Genomic DNA, 20172 nt, shown 5'->3' with positions numbered 1-20172 from the left:
TCCGATGAACCGCATCGCCCAATTGCTCCTTGTTGTGGTCGTGCTCGTGGCCGCCGGCACCGGCCCGGCCCGCGCGGACGAGCCGAAGGTTGTGCTGTTCGAGGATCCGGGGCTGGAGGCGAACCGGCTGCACTATCCGCTGCTTATCTCGGACGGGCGCGGCTACCGCATCCGCTGCAAGGATCAGGCGGACGAGGAAGCGGTGATCCGCGGACTTGGGTTCGCGACGGTTCCTTCGGAGGTGTTGACCGCCGTCGACAGCGCGATCGTCGCCGCTGATCCCGCCGCCAATCCACTGCTGTGCCCGTCGGGCGACACATATCCGATCAAGGTTTTCGCGCACGACAATGGCAGCGGCCTCGTCTACTACCTGCAATTCCCCTCAGACTTCGGCGCGACGACTTTTTCCGATCGGCTCTACATTCCGAGCTGCGCGCCGCTGGTCACCGAGCTGAAGCTCAATCTCGACCAGGCACTGAACGCCGACCCAACGCCGTTCTTCGCGGGCAAGATCCACACCATCACGTGCCTCTCCGGCGCGCCGCTGGTCGACAAGCCGACGACCTTCGCAAAGTGGTGCGTCAAGGGCGACCGCACGCCGGCTGAGACGGCGACCGTGATGGCGGTTCTCGATTCAACGCCCGGCGGGGTCTCGGCGCTCGGCGACCCGGCCGCCTGCGCCGCGGCACAGGCCTTTCTGGAATCGATCACTACGCTGAACCTGAACGGCAAGGGCGTGCAGTCGATCGAGCCGATTGCGGTGCTGAAGAACCTCACGAGCCTGTCGATCGCCGACAATTCGATCGCCGACCTCGGGCCGCTGACCAAGCTCAAAACGCTGACCTTCCTCGACATTTCCGGCAATCACGTCGGCAACATCAACGCGCTGGCGCCGCTCATCGCGCTGACGCGCGCCGACGTTTCCGACAACGCCATCACCGACATCCGCGCCCTGTCGGCGCTGGCGCTGCTCACCAACCTTACGCTCGACAACAACAAGATCACCAGCCTCGAGCCGCTGCAATTCCTGCAGGCGCTCTCGACACTGTCCATCGCCAACAATGGACTGACAGGCGACATGCTCGATCCGCTCAGCGCCCTCGGCGGCCTGACCAGCCTCAACCTCGCCAACAACAAAATCGAGACCTTCGCCAATCTCGGCAGCTTCCCCTCGACGCTCGCGATCAACCTCAGCGGCAATCCAATCGTCGCGGACGGTGGGCAGAGCTTCGTTGACCTGTGCGTGCTGCATCGCGACGCGGCGACCCCGCTTGGGCAGACCATCCGCGCCATGGTCGAATTAGAGGGCGGCGGCACGTGCGCCGCGGTCGGCAACAATCTGCTGGCGACCACGGCGCTCGACCTTTCGTCGAAGATCGTCAGCGACCTGCGTCCGCTCGCGACCTTGCCGCAACTCACGTCGCTCAACCTGTCGAGCAATGCCATCACCGACGTCGCGCCGCTTGCCGGCCTGACCAACCTCGGCATACTCAACCTGTCAAAGAATTCGATCGCCAATGTCAGGCCGCTGGCAGCGCTGTCGGGCCTGATCAATCTCGATCTTTCCGACAATCCCGTGCAAGCGACCGACTTCCTGTCGGCATGCCTGATGCGGAACCAGACCGACTTTCTGACTCCCGCGCAAGCCACGGAAGTGAATGCGCTGCTTTCGATCTCGGGTAAGGCTGCCTGCGGCAAAGCCTACGACGATCTCAATTCACGCCAGTTCGCCGACGCGAAGAACCGCGGGTTGACCAGCGTCTCGCTCTTCCCGGTGATGGCCAATCTCACCTCCATCGACCTGTCCGACAACCAGTTGTCCGACGTGTCGGCGCTGTCGGCGATACCGGGGCTGACGAAGCTTTGGATCCGCAACAACCAGATCCCGTCGATCCAGGGCGTCCTGCAACTGCGCCGTCTCGAACAACTGAGCATCGACGGCAATCCCGTGTCGAACCTGATCGGCATCGGGATGCTCAACAAGCTGACCAAGCTCTATTTCTCGAACACACACGTGCAATCCGTGACGCCGTTGGCGGACCTGCCGCTGCTCGACGACGCCGGTATGCGCAACCTGCCGCTGCAATACGCCAGCTTCGCCGAATACTGCATCGTCTACCGGTTCGATTCCATCGCGCTCGGCGACGCGCGAGGCTTCATGGCGGCACTCGACAGCCGCATGCAGGCCGACCACGTCGATAGCGCCGATTGCAGCGCTGCGCAGAGCTGGGCGCAGTCACTGACCAGCCTGACGCTGAACAAGAAGTCGATCATCGCCGTCAACCCCGTGGTCCATTTTCGGGCGCTGGGAGAACTTAACCTGTTCGACAATGTGATCACCGACGCGTCCCCGATCGCTTCGCTGACGGGACTCCAGAAACTGAACCTCGCCACCAACCGGCTGTCGGCGATCCCGCGCTTCAGCTCGAGCGGACTCAAATACATCTATCTGAACGACAATCAGATCACCGACGTTGGCAATCTGTCGAACATGCCGGCGTTGTCGAATGTCGATCTGCGCAACAACCGGGTCTTCAATGCGCTGCCGCTCGGCTCGCTTCCGGCGCTGTCGATCGTCGATCTGCGAGGCAACCGGATCGAGAACTTCGTTCACGTTCATCCGGTGATCGGAAAGTCCTATCTCGGCAATAATCCGATCTGCTCGTTCCCGCAGCCGCTCACCCCGCAAGTCGCCGAAGCCTGCAAGCGCGAGCCGCCGCGCATCTGGGACGTCAATATTCACGTGTTCGATGAGATTGCCGTCCAGCCTTTGGTCGTCTGTCCGCGTCCCAGCTGCCTGCAGCTCCAGCCCCACGTCATCGTGGGCCCACTCATTCACCAGTAATGCCTGCACCCGGAGGTAGTCCCATGTTCGCCAAGACCCTTACCGCCCTCGCAGCCCTGACCGCTGGCGCCGCAGTACTCGGCTCCCCGGCTCGCGCCGAAGACAAATCAGCGACCTCGATCGTGCAGTTGCCCGCCGCGGGCGGCACCGTCACGCAGGAGGAAGGCAGCTTCTCGCTGAACAACAATACGGGATCGGCGAACTTCAGCCTGCCACTACCAACCCTGCCGACGCGTGGCCAGTTCGGGCCGCAGATGAGCCTCACCTACAGCCAGTTCGCGGGCGATACCGGCAACGGGCTCGGCATCGGCTGGCGGTTCAACACCCAGGAGATCGCCGTCAACGACGATCTCGGCACCGCCGTGCCCGGCACCAAGCCGGGCGGCGATTTCTTCTCCCGCCTGTCCTACATGGGCACGCGGCTCGTGTTTCTCGGAAACCAGAACGGCGTCTGGGAATACAAGCCCGAATACGCCGAGGATTTCGTCAAGATTCTCTATCACACCGGCGCGTTCGACGTCGTTTCGCTCGACCTGTCCGGCGGCCTTCACACAAACACCATCCCCTCCGGCTTCGAGGTGACCAACGCCGACGGAACGCGGCTGATCTTCAGCGGCGATCCCTCCGTGGCGGAGGGCAATTTCGACATAGCCAAGCCCTACGTGACGAAATGGCCGCTGGTCCTGCAGCTCAACGCCAACCGCGAAGCCGTCCGCTACGACTACCAGCGTTTCGGTGGACGCAGCTACCTGACAAAGGCCAGCTTCGCCGGCGGTCAGAGCAGCTATCAGTTCGACTTGATCGAGACGCAATCGACCCTCGTCAGCCACACCAATGGCAGCAAACAGGAGAACGCCCGGCTTTACGGCAAGGTGACGGCGAAATTCAAGGACACCGTCTACGCCCAATGGTGCATGGGATATGTCGGCCGGGACACCAATGACACCTCGAAGTTCGTCGTCAGGGCGCATCCGGACTGCCTGGCGAAGGCGCAGGCTGACCTGACGCCGCTCATCGACACGCAGTCAGTCAATGTGCTCGACCAACTGCGCGTGCTCTACCGGTTTGGCGACACCGGCGGCGGGGCGCTGGCGCAATCGACGCTGAAGTTCCCGGACATCAATTTCGGCTATTCGTCGTGGACAAGCGCCGAACTGGCGTCGCGCCCCGTCGTGTTCGAAGCGCCGAAGATGGCGTTCGCCGGCGACATCCCCCCTCAGAATTTCGAATTGGCCGACCTCAACATGGATGCACTGGTTGACATCGTGCAGACCAAGGATGACGGCGCGACCGTGCATCTCGGCAGCGGCGACCTGAACAGCGCCTTCGGCGACACCACCCAACTCGTGCTGTCGCGTCCGACGGAGGCCGGACTGATGCGCCAGATCGCGCCCCGGCTCACCGACAATCGCTTCGCTTTTGCCGACATCCTTGGCGACAGCTTCGTCGATATCGTCGAAATCGAAGACGGGCTGATGCACGTCTATGACGGCAAGGCCGATGGGACCTTCCCTTATCTCGGCCGCTCGATCCCGCTGCCCGGCATCTCGCCGACGACATTCGCGGGCGGCAACGGCCGCTTCGCCGACGTCAATATGGACAGCCTGTCCGACATCGTCACGACGCGCCTCAACGCTGATGGCCGCACCGAATGGCGGATATTTCTCAATCTCACCCGGCGCCAGCCCGATGGCGGTTACAGCGTCAATTTCGGCGCGCTGACCAAGGCGTTCCCATTCAACAGCCAGGACGGCCAGATACTCGGCCGCAACAACGTGCGGATGGTCGACATCAATGGCGACCGGCTGCCCGATCTCGTCGTCATCCGTCCAGCCGACCAGGGCTTCTGCCTCTACGAAAACCAGGGCAACATCTTCTCGACGGACCCGAATGCCCTGCTGTTTGGCGACGCCGCGATCAACGATCCGGTCTGCGGTCACGGCACCTTCTCGAAGATTGGCGGCATGCAGCCCGGCGAGAACCTCGCCACGATGTGGTACATCGACGCCAATGGCGACGGCATCATCGATTTCGCGTCGATGGGCGAGCGCACCGACCAGATGCGCATCTGGCTCGGCTTCGGCGACGGGACCTACCTGAAGGATCCGCTCAACATCGCGCTCAATCTGCGGGTTCAACTCGGCACGTCGACACAGACCTTCGCCTCGCGCGTCGCCGACATCGACGGCGACGGCCAGACCGAAATCATCGTGTTCCAGAAACCGTCCGGCGACGAGGTGAAGCCCGTCGTCATCATCGACTTCAACCGAACCGCGACCATGCAACTCGTCAAGGCGAACCTGTTGACCGTCGTCGACTTCGCTTCCGGCCGTCGGCACGACATTCGCTATGCGACCTCGATCGACGAGATGTTGCGCGACCGCGCCAACGGCCAGCCGACACGCAACCTGCATTTCCCCGTTGTCGTCGCCAAGCAGCTCGTCACGTCGCAGGGGATACCCGGCCAGGTTCGCGCCCAGGTGCAGACGGACGAATATTTCTACCACAATCCCTTCTATGACGTGATCAATCGCCGCTTCATCGGCTTCTCGGAGGTCGAGAAGGTCGCTTACGGCGACGAGAACGCGGCCGGCCAGCGCGTCACGCAGCGTTCCAGCCTCGATCGCGAACAATATTACACCTTCGCGGAGAGGGCGGCCGACCTGAACCTCGCCGGCAAGCTGAAGATCCGCAAGACCTATGAAGTGAAGTCGGAGGCGACGCTCGTCGCGAGCGCGGAGACAACCGAGACGCTCGATCCGTCGGCGGCGGCGCTGCACTCGCTGTCGACCGCTACGCGCAGCCAGAAGCTGCCGACGACCGGCATGATGCTGAAATGCGAATCGTCGGTGTGGGAGGCGTTTTCGCGTGGCGACGGCTCGTCCTATCTCAGGAAGGTCAAGGAGACGCTGACCGACTCCGCCGGCGAGGCCGAACAGCAGGACGTGGCCGATCCCGAATGTAAGGATCCGGTCAAGACCCAGACCTATGCCGGTTTTGACGAATTCAACATGCCTGCGTCCGAGACGGTCAGGGTGCGCGACATTCCGGGCCCGGAGAACCTGACGGTTCCTGGCTTCAGCCGTACGACCCAGACCGACTACACCCAGTCGCGCGCCGATCTGGCCGCGCTCGGCATCGTCAACGCGGCGTCCGAGCAGCGTATCCTGGCCGGGACCCGGCTGCTCAGCCGCGAGAGTTTCACCTACCTGCCAAATTCCGGCGGTCGGATGGGCTCGCGAACGCTGGAAGTCCTGTCGGGGCTTGGCGCGCTGCCGCCCGCGCTCGAACAGTTCCGCAACGCCAGCCGCAAGCTCGCGAAGACTATGGGTTACGATGTCTTCGGCAACAGTATTTCGATCGCCGACGAACTCGGCATCACCGAGTCGGCGATCTACGACCCAACCGGCACCGTGACGCTCAGCTACACCAAGCCGTCGGGCGGTGCGGCCGAGCTCGATCAGACGACGAAAATGACCTATGACGGGCCGCGCCAGGGCGCCGTGGCGACGACAACGACGCCGCTCGGAATGGTCGTGACGAACAGTTACGACGCGCTGGGCCGCAAAACCCGGGAAACCGCCGCGGACGGCGCCGAACGCTTCTACACTTACAAGATCGGCGAGCATGGGCTGCCGTCGCTCATCCTGACGGCGCGCCGCCGCTATGCGAGCGCTGCCGAGACGCCGGAAGGCGAGAGCGAGTTCATCGCGGACCTCGCCGCCTATGACGCGCGCAGCGAAAAGGTCGCCGACCTGGAGAACGTCGCCGAGGGCGGAGTGCGGGTCAGTGACTTCTCACTCTACAACCGCAACGCAAAGCAGATCTTCCGCTGGACGCCCTTTGTGGTGAAGAGCTTTGGCGGCGTCGACGACCTGAACCTGCAGAAGGTGTTCGATCTTGGCGACGTTCCGCGCCCCGATCACGAAATCGGCAATGCCTACACCTATGACCCAGCCGGCCGGATGGTCCGCGAAACCCATCCGTCGGGCAAGGTGTCCGACTTGACCTTCCAACCCTGGGGCACGCTCACGGTCACGACCTACAACGACCAGTTCGACGGCACCGTTAAGAGCAGCGAGTATTCGCTGAGAAACGAGAACGGCGTGACCGCGTCCATTGCCAGCAATGGCAGCGGCACGAACCATATTTCCCGCTTCGTGCGCGATTCCTTCGGCTACCTGAGCGAAATCTGGCTGCCGGGCGAGACGACACCGCGGCGGCTGATCTACAACTCCGTCGGCGACATCGAATTCCAGTCGATCCCGGGAATGGGCGACCGCTACGCCTTCTACGATGCGCGCGGTCGCCAATCGGTGATCGGGCGGGTCGGCAGCAATGGCGAAACGTCGGTCCAGACATTCACCTACGACTTCCTCAACCGCAAGCTGACCGAGGTGAACGATGGCGTGGTTCACCTCGAATACCACTATGACCGCGCCGTTCAGGTCGCCTCCGCGGCCGGGTTCGAAGCGCCGATAGCGCTGCCCCTCGACAAGACGACCGAGGTGATCATTCACGATCCCAACGGGGCGTTCGACGCCATCCAGCGCTACGCCTACAATGCGAACGGCCGGATGGTCACCCATGAGGTGGAGATCGGCGGCGCGAAATACGCCGATCATTTCCATCACACGCTGGATGGCCGCATCGATTCGTCCGAAGGTCCGCGCGGCCTGGCGTCAAAATTCGCGCTGGGGCCCGACAAGAACCTGCGGTCGGTGACGGTCACGCATCCCGATTTTTCGGGACCCCAGAAGATCATCGAGAATATCACCTACAATCCCGAATCGCGGATCGAGCGGGTCGATTATCGTCTCGGCGCATTCACCCGGATGACCTACGACCCAGCCACCCTGTTCCTCACCCACATCGTTACGCAGGCCGGCGGCAAACCGCTGCAGGATTTGAGCATGACCTTCAACGCCAACGGCTCGATCACCCAGATCGTCGACGCGTTGGCGCAAGGCGCGGGCACCGATGGACATGTCGACCGGTCGGGAACGTTCCACTACAATTTCAAGAACGAACTCGTGCGGATCGACCGTTATGGCCAGCAGGCAGAATTCGCCTATTCGGCGGCGGGAACCTTTGCCCGCAACGACGAGCTCGAGCCCGGCGCGCCGATAGCGCCGTCCGCCGGCGCCGTGACCGGCCTCATCCCGGCCGGCAGCGCATCGAAGCCCTACTCCTTCGACGGATTCGCCCAACTTGCGAAATCGCCGACCTTGACCGGAACGGTGTTCGACATCAACGGACGGTTGATCCGAGCCCAGACGGCGACGAATGAAGTGCTCTACGGCTACGATCAGACGGGTCGCCGCCTCTATAAGAAGGTCATCCCGACCGGCGGATCAGGTCCGGAGCAGCTTTACCTCTACCCGGTCGACACGTTCGAGATCGGTCCGAAAGGCGAGGAGAGCTATGTCAACATCGCCTCCAACAAGCTCGTTCGTCTGGAACACGGCACCGGCAAATGGTTCTACTATTTGAAGGATCATCTTGAGAGCAGCGACTATGTCATCGCCTCCGACGGCGTTCCCGTCGAGCAGATGCTCTACAGGGCGTACGGCACCGAACATGGGCCGGAGACGCTGGCCCCTGCCTGGGCCCAACACCTGACGGATGTCGCCGCGGAGCTGCCGCGCGAGAAGACGCACCATCGTTTCACCGGCAAATATCTCGATGACGATACCGGGCTCTACTACTACGGCGCCCGCTACTACGATCCGGCGCTGGGGCGGTTCATCTCGCCCGATCCGCTTTACGTCGGCGATCCGGAGAAGTGCACCGGCAATTCGACCTCCTGCAATCTCTTCGCCTACGCCAACAACAATCCGATGGCCTTCGTCGACCCGACCGGCCTGAAGGAGATCGTCGCCGGCGACGCGGCCTATCGGCGGCAGGTCGAAGAGGACATCCAGCGAATCGATCCGACCGCACGGGTCGACAGCAAGACTGGCGAAGTATCGCAAAGCTGGCTGCATGGGGCCTGGCTGGACGTGAAAAACTTCTTTGTCGGATCCAACTCCTTCGACAACGGCCGTGAGCTGATGCGCCGGGTCATTGCCGACCCACAAACCACGACGATCCAGAACGAGCCGGGCGTCACCGCGGCCCGCAACAAGGATCCGTTGGTGAACCCGGAAACGACGAAGGGCGACGTGATCATCGGCTATGACCCGGCAGCGTCGCGCACGCGCACGTCTGTCGAGTTCGACAAGTCCTCGGGCACGACTGCCTCCAATCCGGCGGATCCTGGCATCGTGCTGGGTCATGAGCAAATCCACGCCACGCACCGCATGGCCGGCCAGCATTCGGGGTTCAAGGATGCGCCCTACGTCGGCCTCGATGGCAAGTCATATGCTTTCCGCAACGAGGAAGCACGTACCATCGGTGTCGGCGGCACACGTCGACCCGACGACATAACGGAGAACCAGTTGCGCGACATGCTCGGCATCAAGCCGCGCGTCCATTGGTAACCGAGACCGCGACCAAGTATGGAGACTTTGACATGCGACGACTCCCGAAGCTTACGGCGATCCTTGCCGGTTCCGTGCTCATGTTTGCGGCAGCGGCGACGGCGCAATCCATGAGCAAGCAGCTCAAGGAACCACAGGCCGTGCCGCTCGATTTCCTGGCATGGATCCACCGCGATCCGGCTTGGCTGCAGCAACAGATGGCTGCGCTCGGCGCCGCCGGCGGGGTGAAAATCGGCAATGACATGCTCGAAACTACAGACGTGGGAGCGTTGAAGGCGGTCAACCGCATCCGCAGCTTCGCCTACCTCGCGGCGAAGGGATTGAATCCGCCCTATTTCGACCTGTCTGTCGCAAGCGGGGATACGACCGTCCGATGCGTCACCTCAAATCCCAGGGGCATCGCGCCCGACATCGGGCCGATGGACTTCGCGAGGACGTCGTTTCCTGCGGAGGCGGCCGACCAAAGCGAATTGAAATCCTGCACCGTCTCAGGCAAGATCGGAGACTATGCCGAGCTTGACCGGGCGGCCTTTCGCGATCGCTACTTCAACGCGTCAGGCACATTGAAGCCGGAATTCCGGGACCTGGGCGACGATTCTGCTTTCAAGGCCAAGGCGATCGACGAGGGCTTCTTCCTGACGACGGAGGACTATAGCGGCCTGCTGCAGCTGGATCTGCGGTAGGCGGCTAGGACGTAGCAGGCACAATGGCCGCGCCGGTGAACGCAAGCCGGACGGTCGCTCTGTCCCACGGCCTGGCTGCTGAGCAGCCAGGCATCGCATCGCGAAAGCTGGGGCCCCGTCATGATTTGGGTGTCGAGCGCCAGGCGCCCGTTGCGTGCGCCGCAGCGACGATTGTCTGATGCCTGAAGGAGACTTGGTTGCCCGAGGGAGACTTGGCGTAAGAGTGTCTACTCCACGCCTGTGGCCGGCACCCCGAAGACGCACCATACCCCGGCCTTCTTGGTCGCTTCAAGCGGATGCACCACAGTCGTGCGCGCGCTGAACGTGACGACTGCGAAGGAGCCTGCCGCCCCCGGCCATTCAGTGCGGGTCCAATAATCGGTTTCGCTGCGCGCGAGCGGCGGCAGCTTGTATTCCGCGAACGCGTCGTGCTGCCTAGGCCAGTCCGCCGAATCGAGGCTCGTCAGTTCCGCCATCGTCGGAAGCTGCCAGCCCATGTCACCGTTCGGACCGCCTTGTCCGAGGGTAGCACAGTGCCCCATCGCATCGCTCAGCGTGAGCGGCTGATCAACCCTGTCCAGCCTGGCGACAAGGCATGTGCGCTGGTCGACGAAGGCCTTGCCCTCATGTTCAGCGAGCAGCCAGAAAGTCTGGTCATTCAGCGGCTGGCGGGTCAGTTTGTGGACGGTGCCACATGGTTCGGCCTGGGATGGCGGCACTGACACCATGGCGAAAAGGGCAAGCGCAGCGTTGAAAGTCGCAAGAGACGCGATCCGAAACATGCCTTCCTCCTCGCTGGTTTGGCATCATGACGGGCGTTCGATATGGCAACCGGATAAGTATACTTGAAGCGACGAACAATGGAAAGTCCTATCACTTCCCGATGCGTCAACTTTCCAGGCAGATGCCAGCCCGCTGGCTACTAATTTAAATTAAATCACAACGAACAACGGCGCAGCCACTACCCCAACCCAATTACGAAAAATCAAGAATCTGATCGGCTCGACTTCTCTGCCTACTCTAAGTTTGGCTCTGGTTGATCAAAGAATGGTCGTCGACGGTCACGGCGTTCGTCCTTAGGGTGCGACCGAACAATCCCACAATCATCCTTCTGGCTGGAACCTCGGCCAGATGCAGTGCGGTTGATGCGGCGAGAACCGTAATCAGAAAGACCCCAATCGCCGTCCGCTGCGACACCCCTTCCAAGATCTGTGGGTGCATGACAAAAAACCTGATGACGAGTTGGTGCGTCAGGTAAATGGCGAACGAAATCTCGCCAAGGAACCTCACCGGGCGGCAGGCGAGCACCTTCGCCAACGGCCCGGTGCTCGATGCGAGAATAATGAGCAGCAAGGCCGCCGGAACGACAGGGGAAAGTGTCTGGGCCGTCCAATACTGCATAGCACCAGAGCGCATGAAGGGCTGCAGGATCGCGTTGATCCAGCCGGATCCCCAAATTAGCAGCAGGACGCCGATCAACTCGACCGCCGCCCATGTGCCAAAGCGAAGATGGGCAAGACGGTCGCGGAAGCGCGTCCACAGCAACGCCGCCGTCATGCCGAGGCAGAATTCGAAGACCCTTGCGACCGGGTTGACCATCACGATGCCCTGGATGACGGCATCTTTTCCGCCACTGTAAAAAGGCAGTCCGAGTTGCCAGGCAAGGAGACCCATCGCGGAAGATGCGACAAAGCATGCGGCGAGTTTCCAAGGCCATGTCGATTCGAAATTGCGGATCAGAAACGGGAAAACGAGATAAAAACTCATCTCGGTGGAGATGCTCCAGCTGACCGCATTATAGCTGAAAAAATACTCGCCGGTTGGAAACCAGCTTTGCAGCAACAAGGCATTTGCGAGGAAATACGGAGCCGCAAATGGCACGCCCAACGCGACTGCCGCCAGCAACGTCACCAGATGAGCCGGAAAAATCCTGGCAATTCTGCCGATATAGAACTGACGTGTTTCGCCCGGTTCATTGAGAGCAGGATAGGAATAGGTCAGTACGAACCCTGACAAAACAAAGAAAACGGTGACGCCATTGGCGAGGTTCCAGCCTTGAAACGCAGTCGGCGATACACCGAAACTCCCCTGGATGTGATGGAGTACAATGGCAAAAGCGGCGAAGAACCGCAGTCCAGTGAGCGGAAAAATCAACGCCTTCGGATGTGTTTGTCCGCCCATACTCGCTCGCATCAAATTGCCTGGCTGGTTCGAACGGACAGCGGCGCGGTCACCGGTCGATTTTGCAGTGCGAGAATATCATGATGGTTATCCCACGCTCGTTCACTCATCAGGACCAGGCGAGTGCCCTCCAGCCGTTCCGCCAGCGAAGTGGCCCAACTTGGCTTCGAGAGCGAGATCCCATATGCGTCCTGACCAGGATAGTCGGCGTAGCCATAGCCTTCCGTAAGATACTGCCTCTCGATTTCCTCCCACCCAGAGGCGACGCCATAGTAGTTGAACTGGGGGCCTCGGAAATGGACAAAACGCCCATGCAGGCTGACGATAAGGACGCCGTCTGATCGCAGCCATGAAAGCAGCTTCCTGACCAGACGCTCGGATATGTTCGCGGGCAGGTGCGTCAAAACCGAACCGACCCAGATCAGGTCGTACCGCGAGGGAGCGTCGAGGCCGTCCACATCGGTGCCAGACAGCCACGTCCGCGCACCAAACTCGCGGGCACAGAATTCGAGATCCTCAGCGCGCGTGTCTGTCGCCGAAATCTCGGCGCTGCCGTACGCAGCCCGCAGCCAACGGGTGACGCGTCCGGCACCAGCCCCGAAATCGAGGATTTTTTTTGGCTCTATTCCAGCCAGGCCGACCGCCGCCGCGATAACGTTCAGCGCTGATCCCCCGCAGGTTAGGTAGTGCCGGCCGTTCCCTTGAAACATCCCGTCGCTCTCATGGAGGTTCAGCGACACCATTTCATGCAGTGTCGCAGCGAAGCCGCTGAAAGCAGCACGGTCCTGTCGGTCGAGGTTTTTCATCTTGGCGCGAAATCGCCGCTCTCCATATCCGCTGATGGCATAGCACGCGAAACACCCAGCATCTACGTTAGTAAATTATGAACAAGTAAACCATGAACAACCTTCCCGCGAGGGCGGTACAGGCGATGCACTTAATCCGGTGCTTCCGCCCCGGCGCACGCTCTGCGTGTAGGCGGCAAAATTTGTCATCTACGACCCAGCCGAACAAATGCTGAGCGCAATAGCAACACATCCTTCCGTCGACCCGATAAGCTTTGACGCACTCGCGAAGTCAGAGTACGGACCTACTTGGGAATTGCGGTTCGCCATTCTGATTCCCACAACCGCAGTTAACCATATTCGGGAGCGGCCGAGCATATCCGGATGTCATCAAAAACAGAAAAATCGGACATCGTCGAACGACATCTGATTCTCGGTGGAAGCGGCTTCATTGGCCGACATGTTGCTGCAATCCTGGTGCAAAGCGGGTGTGAGGTCGTTTTAGCCGGGCGCTCACTTTCGAAGCCGACATTTACTCCTGCACTTGACGAGCGAGTCGCATGGCGCAGTTTCGATCTTGCCAATGCGCAATGGGATAGCTTGATCGACGGGGTCACCGTCATTCACCATTATGCATGGTCATCCGTCCCCGCCAGCGCCAACAACGATCCCACCCTTGATCTGTCGACCAATGTCGCGCCGACGCTGGGTTTGCTGGATGCGCTTCGCAAAAAAGGGGCGCAGGCGCCAAGGCTGATCTTCGCTTCGTCCGGCGGTACGGTTTATGGCAAACTGCTGCGCGTTCCGGTGCATGAAGATCACCGTTTAAACCCGATCACTGCCTACGGTGCTGGTAAAGCCGCTGTTGAACTGTATCTGGGAACCTATCGAGCTCTTTACGGGCTCGATTGTCGTGTGGCGCGTCTGGCCAATCCTTTTGGAGCAGGGCAGAATTTGGCAAGAGGCCAGGGTGTGGTAACGACGTTCCTGCACCACGCATTGTCGCAACGGCCGATAATCGTCTGGGGAAATGGCGAAGTCGTACGTGATTTCATCCATATTTCCGATGCCGCAGCAGGCTTGGTCGCACTGGCACGCGCAGCACCGCTCGACGGCCATCAGGTTTTCAACATCGGTAGTGGTGAGGGCGTCAGCCTTAACGGTGTCATTGCCGAACTTGAGTCAAAACTCTCCCAAAGACTGGACGTTCGCTATGAGCGCGGTCGGAAATTCGATGTTCCTGTGAGCGTGCTCGATATTTCGCTCATTCGGGAGGCACTGGGGTGGCGACCTACTCTCTCATTTTCTGAAGGCTTGAGCCAAACACTCGCGGATCTTGGTGGTAGCGTAGCGCATCGTGACAGGTCAGCGGTAAGTGGCGCCGCACATTAGACCAGTGAGAGGAATTGGCGACAATCAAATGGGAGAGATATTCGAACGGGTCCTGCCGCGGCAAGCATTAGAGTGGACCGGCGAACAGTTGACAACCGCTACGGCGGGTCAGGTGGAGATCGAGCACCTTCATCGCTATTTTCTCGCCCGGGCTCTTTGCCGCGACCTTGATGTTGTCGATGTCGCCTCAGGCGAGGGCTACGGCTCCGCTCTCCTGGCCCAGGTCGCGCGATCGGTTGTTGGCATCGAGTTGTCCGAGGAGGCGGTAGCGCACGCCCAGGGGAGCTATGTCGCTCCCAACCTTCGCTATCAGCAAGGAGACGCTCGCAAGTTGCCTTTGGGAGATGCGAGTGTCGACGTGGTCGTATCGTTCGAAACGCTTGAACATTTTTTTGAACATGATCTGTTTGTCGCAGAGGTTCAGCGCGTTTTGCGGCCAACCGGTTTTCTCGTCCTTTCGTCTCCTGAACGAGACGTCTATTCCCCACTCGGAAGCCCTGCCAATCCCTATCATGTGCACGAGCTCTCGCGTGTGGAGTTCGAGGCCCTTCTGAAGGGGGCATTCCGCAATGTCTTGATACTCCTTCAAAGACCGCTGCTCGGATCAACGCTTATCGCAGACGACGAGGCTGGAATATCGAGAACGCTAACGTTCGAGCGACGAGGAGAGACGCATTACGAGGTCAGTCATGGCTTGCCTCGACCGCCTTACAATATTGCGATTGCGTCCCAATCAGGACTTCCAACTATTCCCAATTCGTTGTTCATCGAAACAAGCGAGATCGGTGAAATCCTGGCGCGAGCAGCGAGTGCCGCTGCCGCTCACGGGGAGCTTCGCAATCACGTGGAGCAGACGGAATTGCTGGCTTCTGGTCTCCGCCGCGAAATTGAAACCGCTGGTGAAACCATCAAAGCTCAAGTCGAACGGGCCGAAAAAGCGGAAGCCGCTTTGGCATTGGCCCAGTCTGGAAGCCATGCCGCTCAGGCTGAGCTTCGCAGTCACATGGAGCAGACGGAGTTACTGGCTTCCGGTTTCCGCCGCGAAATAGAAACGGCTAGTGAAACCATCAAAGCTCAAGTCGAACGGGCCCAGAATGCGGAAGCCGCTTTGGCTTTGGTTCAGTCGGGAAACCGTAGTGTCATTGACGAACTGCGATCCGAGTTGACGCAAGTAAGCTCCGAACTTGCCGTTGCAGGCGTGCAGCGGGACATGTTGAGAACGTCGTTCCGGGGCCACGCAAACCTCCTCACTGAATCGCGTCTCAGACAAGATTTCGAGGCCAAGGAACTGCGACAGCGAAATGCTGAATGCGAAGGCCGGATTGCGGAGTTGGAGCGCAAGGCTGCCGAATGGGAGCAACGCTACTTGGGCCTGCGCCACCGCCTCGAGGCCATTCTAAGACGCTTTGGGATCCTTGGCGCGTCGCGGCTCTTTCCTCGCCCCCTCCGCACCTTTGTCCGTAATCGTGTCCTTGGACCGGGACGCACACCATGAATAGTCGCGAGAGCGTAATGGCTGATGAAATTCGCCGTGAATTCGTCGCTTTGCTGGAAATGACGGGGTTCGTAGATGCCGACTATTATCGCTCCTCCCTTGGCCGGCCGGAACTGCGGGATCCACTGGGGCACTATGCCGAAATCGGCTGGCGGATTGGATTGGAGCCAAATGCGCGATTCAACGGCGATTTCTTGCGTCCCTTCTACGAGACGGCAGGGATGTTCAAGCCGCCTGCTTATGTCTGGCTGGAACTTTCGGCTCTGGGAGAACCGCTGCCCGCGAACAAATATGAAGCCGAAGAACTTGCCGCAGCCTTCCGACGGTCGCCGTGTTTCGATGCTGAATTTTACGCCGACCGTTTGCCCGCCGGTATGGACCCAGCATTACACTATGCAGTGGTCGGCGAGCCGATGGGCTGGCGCGCATCGCCTCTTTTTGATTCGGCTTATTATCGGGAGCGTTATCCAGACGTCACGAGCGTCGGGGTTTCGCCTTTACTGCATTACCAGCACGATGGCAGGCGCGAAGGTCGGCGAGGAGTTTCCGTCGTCGACAGGCTAGAGTTTTCGCCCTTGCCGCAGTCCGAAAAGCCGGTTGTGCTTCTGATTTCGCATGAGGTTTCGAGGACCGGCGCGCCGATGCTGGGCTGGAACCTTGCCCGGGAACTCGCGAAAGGGGCAACGCTGGTTTCCCTGATGATGCGCGGTGGAGAACTGGAAAGCGACTTCATCGCCATTGCCGCCTCGTCCGTCGGTCCGTTGACATGGGAGGACTGGAACCCTGTGGACGCGGCCCGGCTGGCCAAGCGGATCACAGAGGAATTCAGGCCACTTTATGCCATCGCCAACAGCATAGAAACGCAGATCATGGTGCCTGCCTTGGCGTCTTGTGGAGTGCCGAGCGTCGCTTTAGTGCATGAGTTTGCCGCCTATACGCGCCCCGTAGCCAAGATGCGTAATGTTTATGACTGGGCGCAGCATGTCGTATTTCCAGCCGAGATCGTCGCGCAGTCTTCGTACGATGCCTTTCCTGGCCTCGAAAGGCGCCCCGGAATTCATATCATGGCTCAGGGGCGCAGCGATCCGCCGCCAGCGTCCTCAGCCGATGAGCCGGCTGACAAAAAACGCGACGAGTTCCTGCTTCGTTTGCGGCCCGAAGGTGAGGAAGCTTCCTTTCTCGTGCTTGGCGCCGGCATGGTGCACATTCGTAAAGGCGTTGATCTTTTCATAAGCGCTGCCGCCACGGCGAAACGACTGCGACCGGATGTTCGCTTTCGATTTGTCTGGATCGGTGATGGGTACGATCCGGAAAATGACAGTGGCTACTCCGCGTATCTCGCCTACCAGATAGCCCAGTCGGATCTGGCAGATAGCCTGGTGATGCTTGATCCGGTATCGGATTTGGAGCCCGCATATGCCGTTGCAGACGCCTTCTTTCTCAGTTCCCGCCTTGATCCGCAGCCAAACGTGGCCATCGATACGGTTGTCCGTGGGATACCGACCGTGTGCTTCCAGGGAGCCTGTGGAACGGCGGAAATCTTAGGGGCCGACGCTGCAACACGTCCTCTCATTGCACCTCACCTCGATACCCATGCCGCAGCCGCCATCTTGTGCGGGCTGGCAGACGACCGCGACAAGGCAAAGGCCTTGGGAGCGGAAGTGGCGCGAGTAGGATGTGCGGCCTACAACATGGGTGCCTATGTTCAACAAATCGATGAGTGGGGCAAAACATCTGCGGCAGCACTTCATGACGAGGACCTTGCCACCCTGATGGCGGCCGCTGCTGTCGATCTCGAAATGGTTCTTCCTCCAGGTACCGCGCCAATTGCCGAGTTGGAAGCTGGGCGGCGCACGCTCCAGCAATGGAGCATCATGGGCCTTTCGGCCGATTCGACAGCCAACCCACAGTTCCGCCGTCCTTGTGCAGGCTTCAATCCGCAAAGCTATGCACAAGCCAATCCAGACGAGTGCGGACCGGGAAAAGCCCATCCCCTAGCCCACTGGCTCCGCGCCGGGCGCGCCCCCGGCCCCTGGTCGCGGGACGTTTTCAATCCCGTCAACAGCACTTACCGACCGTCGGAGCAGCGTGTGGCCCTTCATGCCCATTTTTACTATGAAGATCTGGCTGATGATCTGGCCTTCCGGCTCAAGCGTAACCGCACGCGCTGCGATCTGTTCCTGTCCACGGACACCGACGCCAAAGCCAGACATCTTCGAGCCGTGTTTGACGACCACCACGGGTCCGTTGAAATGGCAATCGTTCCCAACAGGGGGCGCGATGTCGGACCGCTTCTTACTGAATTCCTGCCACGGCTGCTTGATGGCCGCTACGACCTGATCGGCCATGTGCACGCCAAGAGGAGCGTGGGCACGGACGCGGCTATGGGTGAGGCATGGCGCCACTTCCTTTGGGAGAACCTGGTTGGTGGCGAACACGCGATGCTCGATCTCGCTGCAGAGGTCTTCGCATCGAAACCGGCGATAGGTCTTTTGATGGCGGAGGATCCACACCTCGTCGGCTGGAACGACAACAGGGAGATCGCTGAAGATTTGGCGAGACGGATGGGCATCGCCATGCCGCTGGCGGACTTTTTCGATTTTCCGCTGGGAACCATGTTCTGGTGCCGTCCAAGCGTGTTGCTTCCGCTACGCGAACTGGGTCTCGATTGGAACGATTACCCATCGGAGCCCGTTCCTTATGACGGCACCGTCCTCCACGCGATCGAGCGCTTGATGCCGTTTGTTGCGCGCAAGGCCGGATTCGAAACCGCTGGTTTGCGCGCGCCCGGCACGAGTTGGTAACAGGCGAGGCGTGCTCATATGTTCGATGCAGGCGAGAATGAGGGGAGTGCCCCGGTTTGTATTCTGAGGTGGGATAGCGTTCCGGTGGAGTAGATCGGATCAACCCTCAGCGTCATGCCGGCAAAATCCTCCGGCAGTACAAGCCAGAAGTCGCGCGCTCCCGGCGCGTCAGTGAGCATCAACGAGAACCCTTCGAAGTATGGCCCGTTCTGATTGACCTGGTCTTTGATCGGTAAATAGACATAGGTGTTCTGTCTTACAGCAGTTTCGAACGAGATCCGCACGCAAGGCCTGCCATGCTCTGCCAATCGCACGAGGATCTGGGGATCGACTACCGCAGTGAAATCGCCCGACGGCTGTTTGCTCAGGTTCTCGAATTTCAGCCCATCTTTCGCAGCGTCCGCCATTTTGCACCCGCCGGCGGCCTTTGCGTTGGCGTCCAGGAACGCCTTGCCGAGCACCCCTGTCCAGGACACCTCGCCGTGGAGAATTTTGGACAGCATGTTCCGCTCGACGGTGTTCACCAGGACATGCTTGGGGGATTTCGCCAATGCATTGCGAACTTCCAGTTCGATATTCTCGTTCCCGTAGGATAAAAAAAGGGGATTCAGGAAGACATGCTTTAACAAATCATAGCTTACGCCATAAAATGAGTCGTGAAGTATAAACGTATCTGCGATCCTTTGATTGCTATCATCAGGAAATGTTCGAGATACGTAGTCGTCATAAGTTTTTTCGGCTTCCTCGTGGTCGATTCTCAGCAGCCTGTTTGGCATGTCGGTGGCGTGCATGACTTGCCCGCTTGCGAGGATCGGGCCGTCCACTTTTCTGCCGGTCAACTCGAAGACGAGTTGCCTGACGGCTTTGAGTTTCCCAAGCTCGTTCCAGTGGGTATCCGTTCTGAAGTAGAGCAGGTCATCGGTTACGTCGTGACCCATCACATCGAAATGGTCTATTATGCTAGATTTGCTGGTCTTTGCGATGCGGCGCCACAAACGCGATGAAAGGATCTTGCAGCCGGCAGCGGCCGCCGCGGCAGGCCCAAGTTTCTCGGGATACACAACCTCCTTGTCTGGTGAGACCGACATACGAAAGTCTATGCCGATCCCCTTCGCAATCATTCGCAGCGCTTCAACATGCCCCAGCATGACGCCAATATCGTGCTCTGACATACATGCGCCGTTCTGGAACCCAGGCTTGTAAAACAGCCATCCATCTGCGCCGGAGATGACTTGGGATGTATTGACGAAGCCGAACACTTTGACATCCAGGGCATTCTTCGCGCGGATGGCGTCCATTCCGACTGGAGAATTGCTGACAAGCCTTCTGGCTACGTCGTTCCGGTACTTCTCGTCATTTGGCGTCAGCAGTTTTGCCGACGTGAGTTCGGTCAAGGTGATCGCTCTTTCGGCGGCCGGGTCGAGTCCCATCGTTACGAGGCTGCCGACGGGCGCAGCGAGAAAGACTGCGAAGGCTCCGATGGTTGCGAGATTCGCCAATTTCAT

The 20172-nt window shown here is 60.0% G+C and carries 10 protein-coding genes; 6 read left to right on the top strand and 4 right to left on the bottom strand.

Going from position 1 to position 20172, the window contains the following annotated elements:
- Positions 1 to 4: 4 nt before the first annotated feature.
- The 3 genes from CGZ66_RS00325 to CGZ66_RS00315 are packed head-to-tail and all read left to right on the top strand — an operon-like array spanning position 5 to position 10010.
- The gene (locus CGZ66_RS00325) at positions 5 to 2845 is read left to right on the top strand and encodes a leucine-rich repeat domain-containing protein (RefSeq protein WP_095080385.1); all 2841 of its coding nucleotides are present in this window, start codon (positions 5 to 7) and stop codon (positions 2843 to 2845) included.
- A 23-nt stretch (positions 2846 to 2868) separates the two neighbouring features.
- A complete protein-coding gene (locus CGZ66_RS00320) occupies positions 2869 to 9327 on the top strand; it encodes an RHS repeat-associated core domain-containing protein (RefSeq protein ID WP_095080383.1) in 6459 nt (2152 codons plus the stop codon).
- A gap of 32 nt (positions 9328 to 9359) precedes the next feature.
- Positions 9360 to 10010, top strand: coding sequence for a hypothetical protein (locus CGZ66_RS00315; protein ID WP_095080381.1), 651 nt, complete (start codon positions 9360 to 9362; stop codon positions 10008 to 10010).
- A gap of 227 nt (positions 10011 to 10237) precedes the next feature.
- On the opposite strand, the gene CGZ66_RS00310 is transcribed toward CGZ66_RS00315, so the two are convergent.
- The 3 genes from CGZ66_RS00310 to CGZ66_RS00300 form a co-directional block, all read right to left on the bottom strand.
- Entirely contained in the window at positions 10238 to 10792 is a 555-nt protein-coding gene (locus CGZ66_RS00310) for an Lcl domain-containing protein (protein ID WP_095080379.1), read from the bottom strand.
- Positions 10793 to 11030: 238 nt separating this feature from the next.
- Positions 11031 to 12191: an acyltransferase family protein gene (locus tag CGZ66_RS00305; protein ID WP_167391931.1), complete on the bottom strand. Its 1161-nt coding sequence runs from the start codon at positions 12189 to 12191 to the stop codon at positions 11031 to 11033.
- A gap of 11 nt (positions 12192 to 12202) precedes the next feature.
- Positions 12203 to 12997, bottom strand: coding sequence for a class I SAM-dependent methyltransferase (locus CGZ66_RS00300; protein WP_095080375.1), 795 nt, complete (start codon positions 12995 to 12997; stop codon positions 12203 to 12205).
- Positions 12998 to 13360: 363 nt separating this feature from the next.
- Between CGZ66_RS00300 and CGZ66_RS00295 the strand changes: the two genes are divergently transcribed.
- From CGZ66_RS00295 to CGZ66_RS00285, 3 genes are read left to right on the top strand one after another with little or no spacing between them, the layout of a single operon-like run.
- Positions 13361 to 14368: an NAD-dependent epimerase/dehydratase family protein gene (locus tag CGZ66_RS00295; protein WP_095080373.1), complete on the top strand. Its 1008-nt coding sequence runs from the start codon at positions 13361 to 13363 to the stop codon at positions 14366 to 14368.
- Between the two features lie 28 nt (positions 14369 to 14396).
- Positions 14397 to 15863, top strand: a complete 1467-nt coding sequence (locus CGZ66_RS00290) for a class I SAM-dependent methyltransferase (RefSeq protein WP_095080371.1) — start codon at positions 14397 to 14399, stop codon at positions 15861 to 15863.
- A gap of 17 nt (positions 15864 to 15880) precedes the next feature.
- Positions 15881 to 18667, top strand: coding sequence for a rhamnan synthesis F family protein (locus tag CGZ66_RS00285; RefSeq protein WP_167391930.1), 2787 nt, complete (start codon positions 15881 to 15883; stop codon positions 18665 to 18667).
- 14 nt (positions 18668 to 18681) lie between these two features.
- Here the strand turns inward: CGZ66_RS00285 and CGZ66_RS00280 are convergent, their stop codons facing one another.
- Positions 18682 to 20166 (bottom strand): alginate O-acetyltransferase AlgX-related protein, encoded by a 1485-nt coding sequence (locus CGZ66_RS00280; RefSeq protein ID WP_167391929.1) that lies wholly within the window; start codon positions 20164 to 20166, stop codon positions 18682 to 18684.
- Positions 20167 to 20172: the final 6 nt, after the last annotated feature.

Source organism: Mesorhizobium sophorae (assembly GCF_002270415.1).
GTDB lineage: Bacteria > Pseudomonadota > Alphaproteobacteria > Rhizobiales > Rhizobiaceae > Mesorhizobium > Mesorhizobium sophorae.
The sequence above is the reverse complement of the archived record's forward strand: the minus strand, read 5'-3'. Positions and strand labels throughout refer to the sequence as shown.

What these genes read in the sequence shown, in the direction of transcription:
- CGZ66_RS00285 (WP_167391930.1), top strand. Translation starts at nt 15,881, where the DNA reads ATGGCTGATGAAATTCGCCGTGAATTCGTCGCTTTGCTGGAAATGACG.
- CGZ66_RS00305 (WP_167391931.1), bottom strand. Translation starts at nt 12,191, where the DNA reads ATGGGCGGACAAACACATCCGAAGGCGTTGATTTTTCCGCTCACTGGA.
- CGZ66_RS00325 (WP_095080385.1), top strand. Translation starts at nt 5, where the DNA reads ATGAACCGCATCGCCCAATTGCTCCTTGTTGTGGTCGTGCTCGTGGCC.
- CGZ66_RS00300 (WP_095080375.1), bottom strand. Translation starts at nt 12,997, where the DNA reads ATGAAAAACCTCGACCGACAGGACCGTGCTGCTTTCAGCGGCTTCGCT.
- CGZ66_RS00295 (WP_095080373.1), top strand. Translation starts at nt 13,361, where the DNA reads ATGTCATCAAAAACAGAAAAATCGGACATCGTCGAACGACATCTGATT.
- CGZ66_RS00310 (WP_095080379.1), bottom strand. Translation starts at nt 10,792, where the DNA reads ATGTTTCGGATCGCGTCTCTTGCGACTTTCAACGCTGCGCTTGCCCTT.
- CGZ66_RS00290 (WP_095080371.1), top strand. Translation starts at nt 14,397, where the DNA reads ATGGGAGAGATATTCGAACGGGTCCTGCCGCGGCAAGCATTAGAGTGG.
- CGZ66_RS00315 (WP_095080381.1), top strand. Translation starts at nt 9,360, where the DNA reads ATGCGACGACTCCCGAAGCTTACGGCGATCCTTGCCGGTTCCGTGCTC.
- CGZ66_RS00320 (WP_095080383.1), top strand. Translation starts at nt 2,869, where the DNA reads ATGTTCGCCAAGACCCTTACCGCCCTCGCAGCCCTGACCGCTGGCGCC.